Source organism: Polaribacter sp. SA4-10, from assembly GCF_002163835.1.
In the GTDB taxonomy this organism is placed as follows: domain Bacteria; phylum Bacteroidota; class Bacteroidia; order Flavobacteriales; family Flavobacteriaceae; genus Polaribacter.
Window position 1 is genome coordinate 2,320,686 of the sequence record NZ_CP019331.1, and the last position, 13,740, is coordinate 2,334,425.

Consider the following 13,740-nt stretch of genomic DNA (forward strand, 5'->3'; position numbering starts at 1 on the left):
TTTAGCTTAATTTCATATCCATTAAAATAGAAAATGTCTGGTTGATATCTTGTTCTTTTACAACAATTGTCATTTCATTTGTTGTAGAAATTATTTCCTGTAAAGGAATATCTGCCCAAGCCAATTGTTTTAAAATAAAATAATAAATACCCGATTGTTCTTGGTTTTCTTTTGGCAGTTTTATCGTAATTGAAGCGAGTTCTAAAACATTGCTAATTAAAATTTCTTGTTCAAAAATATCATTAACAAAAGGTTGTAAATTCTTACTTGTAACAATATTCGTTTCAAAAATCCCTTGAGAAACTGTTAAGAAATAATCAGTGTTTTCTGAAGATTTGGTTAATATTTTTGCAATTTCTCTTAATAAAGAAGGTGTGTTTTTAAAAGTGAAATCACACAAATCTGAACGAACAATTACATCACCCAGCTCTAAAGCTAGTTTTTTAATATTCTTTCTTATTCTTAATTCGCTTGCAGGAGAAAGTCTGTTAATTGCCATCATTACAGCACCCGCTTTTACATCTTTCTTTAAAACTTTAGAAACTTCTGGTAAAATAATTCTTGCCAAAGAAGATACATTTATCAACTTTTCATTTAAAGCTTCTTCTATAAAAGGTGTTTTTCTGATAGTGCTTTCTACAACTTCTTGTATTGTTTTCATTGCAATTGTTTAATAAATTATACTAATGTTCAAAATTAAACAATTAATCTAATTTATCAGTCAACTTATTAAATTCTTTTTTTGCGTCTTTATGGTTGTATAAAATACTATAAACAGCGTCTATAATTGGTGTATTAGCTCCGTTTTCTTCTTTTATTTTGAAAGCACTTTTAGCAGCATAATATCCTTCTGCAATCATACTCATTTCTAATTGAGCAGACTTTACAGTGTAGCCTTTACCTACCATGTTTCCAAAAAGTCTATTTCTACTAAAAGAAGAATACCCTGTAACCAATAAATCTCCTAAATAAGCAGAGTTATTAATGTTACGTTTCATTTTATGAACTTTCTTAATAAAACGTTTCATTTCTCTAATAGAGTTACTCATTAACACAGCTTGAAAATTATCTCCATAACCTAAACCGTGTGCAATACCAGCAGCAATTGCATAAATGTTTTTTAACATTGCAGCATATTCTGTACCAATAATATCATCAGAAATCTTTGTTTTTATATACCAACTCTCTAAAGAATCTGCAATTATTTTAGCTTTATTCTCATCTTGACAAGCAATTGTTAAGTAAGATAAACGCTCCATTGCAACTTCTTCTGCATGACAAGGCCCAGTAATTACTCCAATATTTTCTAGTGGAATATTATATTCTACGTTAAAATGTTCTCCAATAATTAAACCTGTTTCAGGTACAATCCCTTTAATTGCTGAAAAAATTATTTTCCCCTCTAATGATTTATTTAACTTTTCTAATTCGCTCATTAAAAACGCAGAAGGAATTGCAAAAATTAAAATATCATAATTTTCAACAGTAGTATTAATATCATTAGATAGATCTAATTTAGTAGCATCTAACTCCGCAGCACTTAAATAATTTGGGTTGTGTCCATTCTTCTTTATATGCTCAATTGCTTGTTCATTTCTCATGTACCAGCCAACTATATCTAAGTTTTCTGTTAACATCTTTACAATGGCAGTTGCCCAACTTCCTCCTCCTAAAACTGCTATTTTTGGCTGCTTACTCATATTTAATATATTTTGGTTCAAAAGTAATAAAACTATTAACTTTTAAGGAATCCTTAGTCTATTTATTATATTTGTCTAAATTAGAATTAATCTTATGAAGAAAACAATATTCTTATTATTTTTTGCTTTTTTTCTGATGATTTCTTGCGGTGTAAAGCAAGCTAAAAAAGAAACTTCAATAAAAATTGAAGAAAAAAATTCTATACAAAAAGGTACTGTTTCTATTTTAGAAAAGGAATTTATTATTGAAGGTTTAAATACTATTTCTCATAAAATTTGGTTGTATTTACCTCCAAATTACACTTCTTCAAAAGAAAGATTTTCTGTAATTTACATGCATGATGCTCAAAATTTATTTGATGCTAAAACTTCGTATGCTGGAGAATGGGAAGTTGATGAAACCTTAAATGACATCTATAATAAAACAGGAAAAAGCTTTATTGTTGTTGGTGTAGAAAATGGTGGCGAAAAAAGAATTGAAGAATATACCCCTTGGAAAAACAAAAAATATGGTGGTGGAAAAGGTGCTATTTATGTAGATTTTCTAGTAAATGAATTAAAACCATATATTGATACTACCTATAGAACAAAATCTACATCAAAAAATACAGCAATAATTGGTAGTTCTTTAGGTGGATTAATTTCATTCTACGGCGGTTTAAAATATCCTAAGGTTTTTGGTAAAATTGGCGCACTTTCTACTTCTTTTTGGTTTTCTAGTGAAGTCCAAAAATTTGCTAGAGAAAATGGTAAACAAAGTAACTCAAAAATGTACCTTTTAGCAGGTGAAAAAGAAAGTGGTCCTATGGCTGTTGATACAGAAAACATGGCAGCACTTTTAATAGAACTTGGTTTTCCAACAAAAAAATTAAAAACAAAAATTGTTCCAGATGGAACGCACTCAGAGTCTTTTTGGAGAGCAGAATTTTCAGAAACAATAACCTACTTATTTAATTTATAAAAAATGAACGTACAAATCATAAACAACTCTAAACACGCAACTCCAAATTACGAAACTGAAGGCGCTGCAGGAATGGATTTAAGAGCAAATATAGAAGAAGAAATCACACTAAAACCTCTTGAACGCGCAATTGTAAAGACAGGCTTATTTATAGCTTTACCAGTTGGTTTTGAAGCACAAGTAAGACCAAGAAGTGGTTTGGCTGCAAAAAAAGGAATTACTGTTTTAAATTCTCCCGGAACTGTAGATGCAGATTATAGAGGAGAAATAGGTGTAATTTTAGTCAATTTATCTAACGAAGATTTTATAATAAATGATGGAGAAAGAATTGCGCAACTTGTAATTGCAAAACATGAACGTGCAATTTGGAAAGAAGTTACTGTTTTAAGTGAAACAGCACGTGGTTCTGGAGGTTTTGGAAGTACAGGAGTTTAAATTTCTTTAAAAATCTGACTCATTTTTCGAACCTCATCATGTAATAATTTAAAAGGTAAAAAAATGTGAGAATGATATTTGTAACCTCGCTTTTTATAAAACTGAAAAGCTTGAGGTTGCTCGTTCATTGCATCTAACCAAATAATTCTATATCCTTTTTCTTTGGCTTTGTTTTCTAACCAAGCCATCAATTCATTACCAATTCCGTTTCCTTGTGTATTTTGGTGTAGATATACTCTATGTAGTTTTACTTGTTTTTCTTGTGTTAAACCAGCTAATTTATCGTCCCAAATAATTCTAAAATTACCAATTATTTTATCTTTAAAAAGGATAAAGTAATTATCAGAATTTTCTTCTAATAACTCTTTTAAAAGACGCTCTTTAGAATATTGTGTATTCACATACCAATCTCCTTTATCAGTCCAAAAATGACTATAGGCTAAAGGATAAATTTCCTTCATTAACTTGTAAAGAGTTTCAGAATCTAAATTAGAAACCTCTTTTAACTTTATATTTTCTGATACTTTAATCATTATTTTAAAATAAAAACTGCTATAGAGAGTTACTTCCACAGCAGTTTATAATAATATAAGCTTTTAAAAATTATTCTTGATTTTCAATCGCTAATTTTATTTTTCCTTCTAACTCTTCTGCTAATTCAGGATTATCTTTAATTAACCCTTTAACAGCATCTCTTCCTTGACCTAGTTTTGTTTCACCATAGCTAAACCAAGAACCACTTTTCTTTACAATACCTAATTCTACACCAATATCTAAAATTTCACCAACTTTAGAAATTCCTTGTCCATACATAATATCAAATTCTGCAATTTGAAAAGGCGGTGCTACTTTATTTTTTACAACTTTAACTTTGGTACTGTTTCCAATAACTCTATCTCCGTCTTTAATTTGAGTTCTTCTTCTAATATCTAAACGTACAGAAGCATAAAATTTTAAGGCATTACCACCAGTTGTTGTTTCTGGATTACCGAACATTACACCAATTTTTTCTCTTAATTGGTTAATAAAAATAACTGTACATTTTGTTTTAGAAATTGTACCTGTTAATTTACGCAATGCTTGAGACATTAAACGAGCATGAAGACCCATTTTAGAATCTCCCATTTCTCCTTCAATTTCTGCTTTTGGTGTTAAAGCTGCAACAGAATCAATAACAACAATATCTATTGCGCCAGAACGAATTAAGTTTTCCGCAATTTCTAGTGCTTGTTCACCATGATCTGGCTGAGAAATGATTAAATTATCTATATCTACGCCTAAATTTTCTGCGTAAAATTTATCAAATGCATGTTCTGCATCAATAAAAGCGGCAATTCCTCCCGCTTTTTGAGCTTCTGCAATTGCATGTAATGTTAATGTTGTTTTACCAGAAGATTCTGGTCCGTAAATTTCTATTACTCTTCCTCTTGGATAACCCCCAACTCCTAAAGCTAAATCCAATCCTAAAGAACCAGATGAAATTGCATCGATATCTTCTGTAACTACGTCTCCTAATTTCATTACAGCTCCTTTACCATACGTTTTATCTAGTTTATCTAGTGTAAGTTGAAGTGCTTTAAGTTTTGCTACTTTTTCTTTATCTGCTGCCATAAATCTTTCTATGTATAATTTTAAATAAGTGCCACAAGTTACAAAAAAATAAACTACATTTTTGTACTATTGTATTGGTTAATTTTAAAAAAATGAATTCAGAAATACAATTAAATAATTTAGATAGTGCTGCTATTATTCTTGATGGAGAATTAACAAGTTTTAAAAAAAATGGCATTGAATTTATTCATCAAAAAGGAAATAAAGGTTGGCGTAATTCTGATGATGAAATGTTTCCTGTTATTGGTCCAACTTCAAAAAATAATTTTAGAGTTCACACAAAAAAAGGAGATGCAATTCAAGATCAACATGGTTTGCTGCGTGAGTTAGATTATTCCTTAATTTCTTCGGATGAAAACACCGCAAACTTTATTAAAAAATATAATAAAAACACCAACATAACCAATAGTAAATTTCCTGAAAAATCTACTGAAGAGTTTCTATTTTGGTCTTTCGATTTTTCTTTTGAAAAGAATTTTACTTTAGAAAATGATGTTTTAAAAATCGACTTTATTATCAATTCTATAAAAGGAATGCCTTTTATGTTAGGCTATCATCCCGCTTTTTTATTGTCTGATTCTGGTAAAGAGACTTTAAAATCAAATGATAAAGAAATTACTATGTCTGATGTTTTTAAAACAGGCTCTAATGCATTTCCGGTTTTGAATTCTAATAAAATTATACTGCATAATATCGCTAAAAATGATTTAGAAATCACTACAAAAGGTTTTGATAATTTTATGCTTTGGACCCAAGTTAATAACATGCTTTGTATTGAACCAATTACACAATATACGTCTTATACAGCGCAAAAATTCTCTGAAGAAAATATGCGTTTATCCGAAGGAAAAAATATTTTTTCTATAACAATTAAAGTTTTATAATTTGATTAAAAAACAGCAACATTTTATAATTCATAAACCTTGGGGAATGATTTCTCAGTTTGTAAATCCTGCAAAAAGGAAGAAAAAATTATTAGGAGATTTGCATGATTTTCCAACAGGAACAATGGCAATTGGACGTTTAGATGTTGCTTCTGAAGGGTTACTTTTATTAACTACAGATGGTAAAGTTTCTGAAGAAATTAGAAGTAGTAAATACGAAAAAGAATATTTTGTTCAGGTAGATGGTATAATTACTCAAGAAGCTGTAGAAAAATTAAAAACGGGTGTAGAAATTGGTTTTGATGGAAAGAAATACATCACAAAACCCGGAAAATCTTTTTTAATTGAAGATCCTAAATTTCCGTTAAGAAGTCAGAAAATTAGAGATGAAAGACATGGGCCTACAAGTTGGGTTTCAATAATTATTAGAGAAGGAAAATTTAGACAAGTGAGAAAAATGACTGCTGCTGTTGGTTTCCCTACATTGCGTTTAATACGTGTTAGAATAGGTGAGGTTAAATTAGAGAACTTAGAAGTTGGTGAAGTAAAAGAAGTCCTCAGTTTTACTTAAAATTATTGCAAAAAAAAAAGAGAAGTAAAAATCACTTCTCTTTTCAATTTATTAAAAGCGTTTTTATTATTTTTTAAAACCCACTACCTAGAGCTTCAGGGCAAGCAGCTTGGGCTTTTTAAGGGTTTAACATTAGGTAGTACCCAATGCTGTTAATGTTGCATCTTTACCACAGTTTCCTATTTTTTATATTGCTTCTTTTCTATTTATGGTAGGTACTTGTTTTTTATCTTAATGTTTCATTTTTTTGCTTTTCGATTTATAGGTATTATTCAACAGCTATTTTTTTAGTCCAGTTTCCATTAGACTTATCTCGAAGCTGAACAATATAAACGCCTGTGCTTAAGTTTGGCAACACTAAACTAGTGTTTGCTTTGGAAGTAAACTTTGTTGAGAAAACATTTTTTCCCATTACATTATATACCTCTACTATAGCTTCCTCTTCTAATAAACCTTTTATATGCAGCTCTTTTGAGTTGCCTACATAATACATGTTTATCGCTGTTAAATTTTCATTAGGCACACTTAATACCGCTGATCTAACATGTAAAAAGAATCTTCCTGCAGTTGTACTGGCTTCTGTTAGTGTTACTGTATAAATGCTTGCATCATCTAAACGTTTAAAAACACCTAATTCTTTATCTTCTATAAATACTTTATTTGCCTCGGAAGGTAAATTGGTTGCGTTAGCAGAAAAAGTAACTTCTCCAGCAGGTGCAATAACACCAATAGGGATTACCATCGCATCAAAATTACTGTCTGGTAAAGATTGTATGGCTAATTTTTTATCTACACTACCAGTTACCAAACCTGTAAAGAGTTCTAAAGAAGCACTAACACCCTCAAAAATGCTACTGTCATAACCATTATCAAAACCTGTTGTTGTTTTTCTTATATAAAATATTTCTGTTTCTTTAGCCGCTTCATTCTGTGAAACCTTTAGTTTAATTTCTGTTCGGTTGTTTGTAGCCTTTAAAAAAGTATCTGTAGTTTGATGCGATTGCATTGCTTTAGTAAAACTCAACGAGGTAGTATTACCCGTAGTTGCCGAAGTTTTTACAAAAAACCCTTGCCCTGGAGCAATGTATGTTACATCTGTAGAGGCTAAATTTACAGCCTTATACACACTACCTTGATCCCAAAACCAAAGTGTAGCCTCTTCTAACACAGCTGCTGCATCTGGTAGTGCTTTATTTACAGTTAATAAATTTTCTGTAGCATTTATTGCATTTGCATTAATAGCAATAAAAGAAGGGTAAGGATTCCCTACTAAATTAAAAGCATTGTCTGCATTGTTTATGGTTACATCCTTATTTATGGTAGCCATTGTACCTCTATAATTAAGTGTGCTCGCTGCTGTTAGTTTTATAGAATACCCTGTACCTAAAGAAAAATTACCAGAACCTGTAGCGCCACTTTGATAATAATCCCAACCTGGTGTTGCATTGTTATAAGGTGCTAAACCACGGTTATTGCCTGTACCACCAACAGCTAAACTTGTTGCACTTGCAAAGACATCAATGTCTTGTCCTGCAACAGGACTAGATACCATATACCAGTCTGAAGTAGCAATATTTCTTTTATAATTTACAACAGCGTTTACAAAATAATCTGCCATAAAACTTGCGCCGTTGTTAATTTCTATGGTGTTTGCAGATATCGTTTTTGTAGCCGTCGGGTAACGTTCACTACCGCTCGGAATTACCACATAATCATTGCTTTTAGGAATCGAATTGTTAGACCAGTTGTAACTATTTTCCCAATCAGTATTATCATCTCCTTGCCAAATAACATGACCTGTAACCTGTACACTTACAGTACCGGAAGAAGCACCATTTCCATCATTATAAGGAGCTCCAATTGCCACCACAGAGCCATCGGAACTTAAGCTCACTAACCATCCTGATTCATCTCCAGCTGCTTCCCCATAAATGTCTGCGCCTATTTTGGTCCAAGTATTATCTATATTTTTATACAAACGAACAGATCCTGAAGCATTACCATTTCCATCATTATAAGAAGCTCCAACTGCCACCACAGAACCATCAGAACTTAAACTCACTGACTTTCCTGATTGATCTCCAGCTACTTCGCCATCAATGTCAAAGCCTATTTGGACCCAAATATCTCCTCTATTTCTATACAAACGAACGTGTCCTGAATCTACCCGTCCACCACCACTTCCATTATTGGTAATTGCTCCAATTGCCAATACAGAGCCATCAGAACTTAAACTCACTGACCATCCTGATTGACCTTCTGCTTCTTCCCCATCAAAGTCTCCGTCTATTTGGACCCAACTACCAGCTATATCTGTACCTGTATTTTTATACAAACGAACGTGTCCTGAATTAGCATTATTATAAGGAGCTCCAATTGCCACCACAGATCCATCAGAACTTAAACTCACTGAAAATCCTGATTGATCTCCAACTGCTTCCCCATCAATGTCAGCGCCTATTTGTGCCCAAGAAGCAGTTCCAACTATATATTTATACAAACGAACCGATCCTGAATCAGCACCATTTCCATCATTACCAATAGCTCCAATTGCCACCACAGATCCATCGGAACTTAAACTCACTGACCATCCTGATTTATCTTCAACTGCTTCCCCATCGATGTCTGTGCCTATTTGGGCCCAACTACCACCTATGTTTTTATACAAACGAACCGATCCTAAATTTGATCCATTTACTCCAGCATTATAAGGAGCTCCAATTGCCACCACAGATCCATCGGAACTTAAACTCACTGAGGTTCCTGATTGATCATTAGCTGCTTCGCCATCAATTTCTGCGCCGATTTGAGCCCAAGTGCCACCTGTATTTTTATACAAACGAACCGATCCTGCATCAGCACCATTTCCATCATTAAAAGGAGCTCCAATTGCCATCACAGCACCATCGGAACTTAAACTCACGGACCTTCCTGATTCATCTCCAGCTGCCTCCCCATCAATGTCTACGCCTATTTGGGTTTTAACATAGTTTGGGTTTTTATACACCCGAACCGATCCTGAATTTGATCCATTTCCATCATTCAAAATCGCTCCAATTGCCACCACAGCGCCATCGGAACTTAAACTCACTGACCATCCTGATTCATCTCCAGCTGCTTCGCCATCAATGTCTATGCCTATTTGGGCCCAAGTACCAGCTATATCTGTACCTGTATTTTTATACAAACGAACCGATCCTGAATTTGATCCATTTCCAACATTATAAGGAGCTCCAGTTGCCACCACAGCACCATCGGAACTTAAACTCACTGACCATCCTGATTCATCTCCAGCTGCTTCCCCATCAAGGTCTGCGCCTATTTGGGCCCAAGTACCCCCTGTGTTTTTATACAAACGAACCGATCCTGAATCAGTGCCACCTCCATCATTATAAGTAGCTCCAATTGCCACCACAGATCCATCGGAACTTAAACTCACTGAAATTCCTGATTGATCTCCTGTTGCTTCGCCATCAATGTCTGCGCCTATTTTGGCCCAAGTATCATTTGTATTTTTATACAAACGAACGGATCCTGAATCTGATCCAGTTCCATCATTACCAATAGCTCCAATTGCCACCACAGATCCATCGGAACTTAAACTCACTGAAATTCCTGATTGATCTCCAGCTGCTTCCCCATCAATGTCTGCGCCGATTTGGGCCCAAGTACCACCTGTATTTTTATACAAACGAACAGATCCTGAATTAGCACCATTTCCATCATTATAACGAGCTCCAATTGCCACCACAGATCCATCGGAACTTAAACTCACTGAATAACCTGATTGATCTCCAGCTGTTTCCCCATCAATGTCTCCAGCTATTTGATCCCAACTACCACTTGTATTTTTATACAAACGAACGTGACCTATATTAGCATTATTATAAGGAGCTCCAATTGCGACCACAGATCCATCGGAACTTAAACTCACTGAATGACCGGATTGATCTCCAGCTGCTTCGCCATCAATATCTAAGCCTATTTGAGCCCAAGTGCCACTTGTATTTTTATACAAACGAACCGATCCTGAATTAGCACCATTTCCATCATTATAACGAGCTCCAATTGCCATCACAGAGCCATCGAAACTCAAACTCACTGACTTTCCTGATTCATCATTAGCTGCTTCGCCATCAATGTCTGCGCCTATTTGGGTTTTAACATAGTTTGGGTTTTTATACACCCGAACCGATCCTGAATCAGTACCATTTAATCCATCATTACCAATAGCTCCAATTGCCACCACAGATCCATCGGTACTTAAACTCACTGAACTTCCTGAGTAATCATAAGCTACTTCCCCATCAATGTCTGCGCCTATTTGGGCCCAAGTACCCCCTGTGTTTTTATACAAACGAACCGATCCTGAACGAGTACCATTTCCATCGTTATAAATCCCTCCAATTGCCACCACAGCACCATCGGAACTTAAACTCACTGAAGTTCCTGATTGATCTCCAGCTGTTTCTCCATCAATGTCTGCGCCGATTTGGGCCCAAGTACCACCTGTATTTTTATACAAACGAACAGATCCTGAATTAGCACCATTTTCATCATTATAAATCCCTCCAATTGCCACCACAGATCCATCGGAACTTAAACTCACTGAAATTCCTGAGAAATCTCCAGCTGCTTCGCCATCAATGTCTGCGCCGATTTGGTCCCAAGTACCACTTGTGTTTTTATACAAACGAACCGATCCTGAACTACTACCATTTCCAGCATTACGAGAAGCTCCAATTGCCACCACAGCACCATCGGAACTTAAACTCACTGAAGTTCCTAAGTAATCTCCAGCTGCTTCGCCATCAATGTCTGCGCCGATTTGGTCCCAAGTACCACCTGTATTTTTATACAAACGAACCGATCCTGAACTAGTACCATTTCCATCATTATAAAGAGCTCCAATTGCCACCACAGATCCATCGGAACTTAAACTCACTGACCTTCCTGATTCATCTCCAGCTGCTTCCCCATCAATGTCTGCGCCTATTTGATCCCAAGTACCACCTGTATTTTTATACAAACGAACCGATCCTGAACGATAACCATTTCCAGCATTACGAGGAGCTCCAATTGCCACCACAGATCCATCGGTACTTAAACTCACTGAACTTCCTGAGTAATCTCCAGCTGCTTCGCCATCAATATCTGCGCCTATTTGGGCCCAAGTACCAGCTGTATTTTTATACAAACGAACGGATCCTGAACGAGTACCATTTCCATCATTATAAATCCCTCCAATTGCCATCACAGATCCATCGAAACTTAAACTCACTGAACTTCCTGAGTAATCATCAGCTGCTTCCCCATCAATGTCTGCGCCTATTTGGGCCCAAGGATCATTTGTATATTTATACAAACGAACCGATCCTGAATAAGCACCATTTAATCCATCATTATAACGAGCTCCAATTGCCACCACAGATCCATCGGAACTTAAACTCACTGAAAATCCTGATTCATCATTAGCTGCCTCCCCATCAATGTCTGCGCCTATTTGGGCCCAACTACCACTTGTATTTTTATACAAACGAACAGATCCTGAATTTGATCCATTTCCATCATTATTACGAGCTCCAATTGCCACCACAGATCCATCGGAACTTAAACTCACTGACCATCCTGATTGATCTTGAGCTGCTTCCCCATCAAGGTCTCCGCCTATTTGGACCCAACTACCACTTGTATTTTTATACAAACGAACCGATCCTGAATTAGCACCATTTTCATCATTATTAGGAGCTCCAATTGCCACCACAGATCCATCGGAACTTAAACTCACTGAATGACCGGATTGATCTTGAGCTGCTTCCCCATCAATGTCTGCGCCTATTTGATCCCAAGTACCACCTGTATTTTTATACAAACGAACAGATCCTGAATAAGCACCATTTAATCCATCATTAAGAAGAGCTCCAATTGCCACCACAGATCCATCGGAACTTAAACTCACTGAAATTCCTGATTGATCTCCAGCTGCTTCCCCATCAATGTCTGCGCCGATTTGGGCCCAAGTACCACCTGTATTTTTATACAAACGAACAGATCCTGAATTAGCACCATTTCCATCATTATAACGAGCTCCAATTGCCACCACAGATCCATCGGAACTTAAACTCACTGAAATTCCTGATTGATCATAAGCTGCTTCCCCATCAATGTCTGCGCCTATTTGGGCCCAAGTACCACTTGTGTTTTTATACAAACGAACCGATCCTGAATTAGCTCCATTTCCATCATTATAAGGAGCTCCAATTGCCACCACAGATCCATCGGAACTTAAACTCACTGACCTTCCTGAGTAATCTTCAGCTGCTTCCCCATCAATGTCTGCGCCTATTTTGTCCCAACTACCACCTGTATTTTTATACAAACGAACCGATCCTGAATTTGATCCATTTACTCCATCATTAAAAGGAGCTCCAATTGCCATCACAGATCCATCGGAACTTAAACTCACTGAGCTTCCTGAGTAATCTCCAGCTGCTTCGCCATCAATGTCTGCGCCTATTTGGGTTTGGGCTTGTAGGTTTATAAAACTTACTAAAAAGCAGGTTTGTAAAACCAATAATTTAAAATTTTTCATAGCTATTTATTTAATAACCTGTAATCTAGTATAAAGGAAGAGACTTTAACTACGTATAGATACCCTATTTTTAGATTATGAAGTATAAATAATGTACTCTTTGTTTTTAGTTGAAGCTCCTAATTTTCCATTAAGAAGCATGAAAATTAGAGATGAAAGACATGGGCCTACAAGTTGGGTTTCAATAATTATTAGAGAAGGAAAATTTAGACAAGTGAGAAAAATGACTGCTGCTGTTGGTTTCCCTACATTGCGTTTAATACGTGTTAGAATAGGTGAGGTTAAATTAGAGAACTTAGAAGTTGGTGAAGTAAAAGAAGTAACCTGTTTTACTTAAAATAACCGCAAAAAAAAAGAGAAGTAAAAATTACTTCTCTTTTAAATTTCTTAAAATTCAAATCCTACAGAGATTTGCCAAAGTCTATTTTTTGGTTTGTCTTCATCGTAAATATCATTTTGTCCTATGTGATATCTTGCCGCTAAAGTGAAGCCTGCATCACTTTTAAAACCTGCACCTAAATTTACACCCCAATCAAAATTATTTGGTTCTAACTCTCTTGATGTATCTCCAAAAATAAAATCAGAATCATATGTTTCTTTGTGTGAAATTGAAAATCCTACTTGTGGTCCTGCTTCTAAAAAGAAGCTTTTCATAGGGTATAATTTTAACATCAACGGAACATTTAAATAATCTAACTTTTGAGTAAAGGTTCCATCCTCATCTATCATTTTGTACCCTTGCTGCGAGTATAAAATTTCTGGTTGAACAGAAATATATTTACCAATATAAGACTCCACATAGATACCCAGGTGAAAGCCATGTAATCTTTCTGTTTCTGAGGTTCCATCAAAACTAACTGAAGAGACATTATACCCTCCTTTAATACCTGCTGTTGCTTTATTTTTTCTGTCTTGTGCATTTAATGATAAAGTACTTACAATCATTACTGCAATTGCTATATATGTTGTTTTCATTTTTTTAGTTT

10 protein-coding genes and 1 pseudogene are annotated in these 13,740 nt (G+C 35.0%); 5 read left to right on the forward strand and 6 right to left on the reverse strand.

The genetic code is table 11. From position 1 onward, the window contains the following. Position 1: 1 nt before the first annotated feature. Both BTO04_RS10085 and BTO04_RS10090 read right to left on the reverse strand, forming a co-directional pair. Complete coding sequence (locus BTO04_RS10085; protein ID WP_087564379.1) at positions 2-661, reverse strand: hypothetical protein; 660 nt, start codon at positions 659-661, stop codon at positions 2-4. A 43-nt stretch (positions 662-704) separates the two neighbouring features. Beyond that, entirely contained in the window at positions 705-1,700 is a 996-nt protein-coding gene (locus tag BTO04_RS10090; RefSeq protein WP_087564380.1) for an NAD(P)H-dependent glycerol-3-phosphate dehydrogenase, read from the reverse strand. A 94-nt stretch (positions 1,701-1,794) separates the two neighbouring features. Between BTO04_RS10090 and BTO04_RS10095 the strand changes: the two genes are divergently transcribed. Next, the gene (locus BTO04_RS10095; protein WP_087564381.1) at positions 1,795-2,661 is read left to right on the forward strand and encodes an alpha/beta hydrolase; all 867 of its coding nucleotides are present in this window, start codon (positions 1,795-1,797) and stop codon (positions 2,659-2,661) included. A 3-nt stretch (positions 2,662-2,664) separates the two neighbouring features. Further along, entirely contained in the window at positions 2,665-3,096 is a 432-nt protein-coding gene (gene dut, locus BTO04_RS10100) for a dUTP diphosphatase (RefSeq protein ID WP_087564382.1), read from the forward strand. Here dut and BTO04_RS10105 read toward each other — a convergent pair. Together BTO04_RS10105 and recA are read right to left on the reverse strand one after the other, a co-directional pair. Continuing rightward, positions 3,093-3,629, reverse strand: coding sequence for a GNAT family N-acetyltransferase (locus BTO04_RS10105; RefSeq protein WP_087564383.1), 537 nt, complete (start codon positions 3,627-3,629; stop codon positions 3,093-3,095). The two genes, dut and BTO04_RS10105, sit on opposite strands and share 4 nt — an antisense overlap. A 70-nt stretch (positions 3,630-3,699) precedes the next feature. Beyond that, positions 3,700-4,707: a recombinase RecA gene (gene recA / locus BTO04_RS10110; protein WP_087564384.1), complete on the reverse strand. Its 1,008-nt coding sequence runs from the start codon at positions 4,705-4,707 to the stop codon at positions 3,700-3,702. A gap of 92 nt (positions 4,708-4,799) precedes the next feature. Here recA and BTO04_RS10115 point away from each other — a divergent pair, with 92 nt between their 5' ends. Then, the gene (locus tag BTO04_RS10115; protein ID WP_087564385.1) at positions 4,800-5,591 is read left to right on the forward strand and encodes an aldose 1-epimerase; all 792 of its coding nucleotides are present in this window, start codon (positions 4,800-4,802) and stop codon (positions 5,589-5,591) included. Positions 5,592-5,595: 4 nt separating this feature from the next. After that, positions 5,596-6,162, forward strand: a complete 567-nt coding sequence (locus BTO04_RS10120) for a pseudouridine synthase (RefSeq protein WP_302849213.1) — start codon at positions 5,596-5,598, stop codon at positions 6,160-6,162. Between the two features lie 268 nt (positions 6,163-6,430). Here BTO04_RS10120 and BTO04_RS10125 read toward each other — a convergent pair whose 3' ends face one another. After that, positions 6,431-12,754 (reverse strand): T9SS type A sorting domain-containing protein, encoded by a 6,324-nt coding sequence (locus BTO04_RS10125; RefSeq protein ID WP_087564386.1) that lies wholly within the window; start codon positions 12,752-12,754, stop codon positions 6,431-6,433. A 118-nt stretch (positions 12,755-12,872) separates the two neighbouring features. On the opposite strand from BTO04_RS10125, the pseudogene BTO04_RS10130 reads away from it, so the two are divergent. Continuing rightward, positions 12,873-13,091, forward strand: a pseudogene (locus BTO04_RS10130) (hypothetical protein); the annotation flags it as partial. Between the two features lie 50 nt (positions 13,092-13,141). On the opposite strand, the gene BTO04_RS10135 reads toward BTO04_RS10130, so the two are convergent. Then, positions 13,142-13,729 (reverse strand): porin family protein, encoded by a 588-nt coding sequence (locus tag BTO04_RS10135; protein WP_198342052.1) that lies wholly within the window; start codon positions 13,727-13,729, stop codon positions 13,142-13,144. Positions 13,730-13,740: the final 11 nt, after the last annotated feature.

Bases quoted from the DNA above. Each gene is read 5' to 3' on its own strand.
- BTO04_RS10085 (WP_087564379.1), bottom strand. From the start codon at position 661: ATGAAAACAATACAAGAAGTTGTAGAAAGCACTATCAGAAAAACACCT.
- BTO04_RS10090 (WP_087564380.1), bottom strand. From the start codon at position 1,700: ATGAGTAAGCAGCCAAAAATAGCAGTTTTAGGAGGAGGAAGTTGGGCA.
- BTO04_RS10095 (WP_087564381.1), top strand. From the start codon at position 1,795: ATGAAGAAAACAATATTCTTATTATTTTTTGCTTTTTTTCTGATGATT.
- dut (WP_087564382.1), top strand. From the start codon at position 2,665: ATGAACGTACAAATCATAAACAACTCTAAACACGCAACTCCAAATTAC.
- BTO04_RS10105 (WP_087564383.1), bottom strand. From the start codon at position 3,629: ATGATTAAAGTATCAGAAAATATAAAGTTAAAAGAGGTTTCTAATTTA.
- recA (WP_087564384.1), bottom strand. From the start codon at position 4,707: ATGGCAGCAGATAAAGAAAAAGTAGCAAAACTTAAAGCACTTCAACTT.
- BTO04_RS10115 (WP_087564385.1), top strand. From the start codon at position 4,800: ATGAATTCAGAAATACAATTAAATAATTTAGATAGTGCTGCTATTATT.
- BTO04_RS10125 (WP_087564386.1), bottom strand. From the start codon at position 12,754: ATGAAAAATTTTAAATTATTGGTTTTACAAACCTGCTTTTTAGTAAGT.
- BTO04_RS10135 (WP_198342052.1), bottom strand. From the start codon at position 13,729: ATGAAAACAACATATATAGCAATTGCAGTAATGATTGTAAGTACTTTA.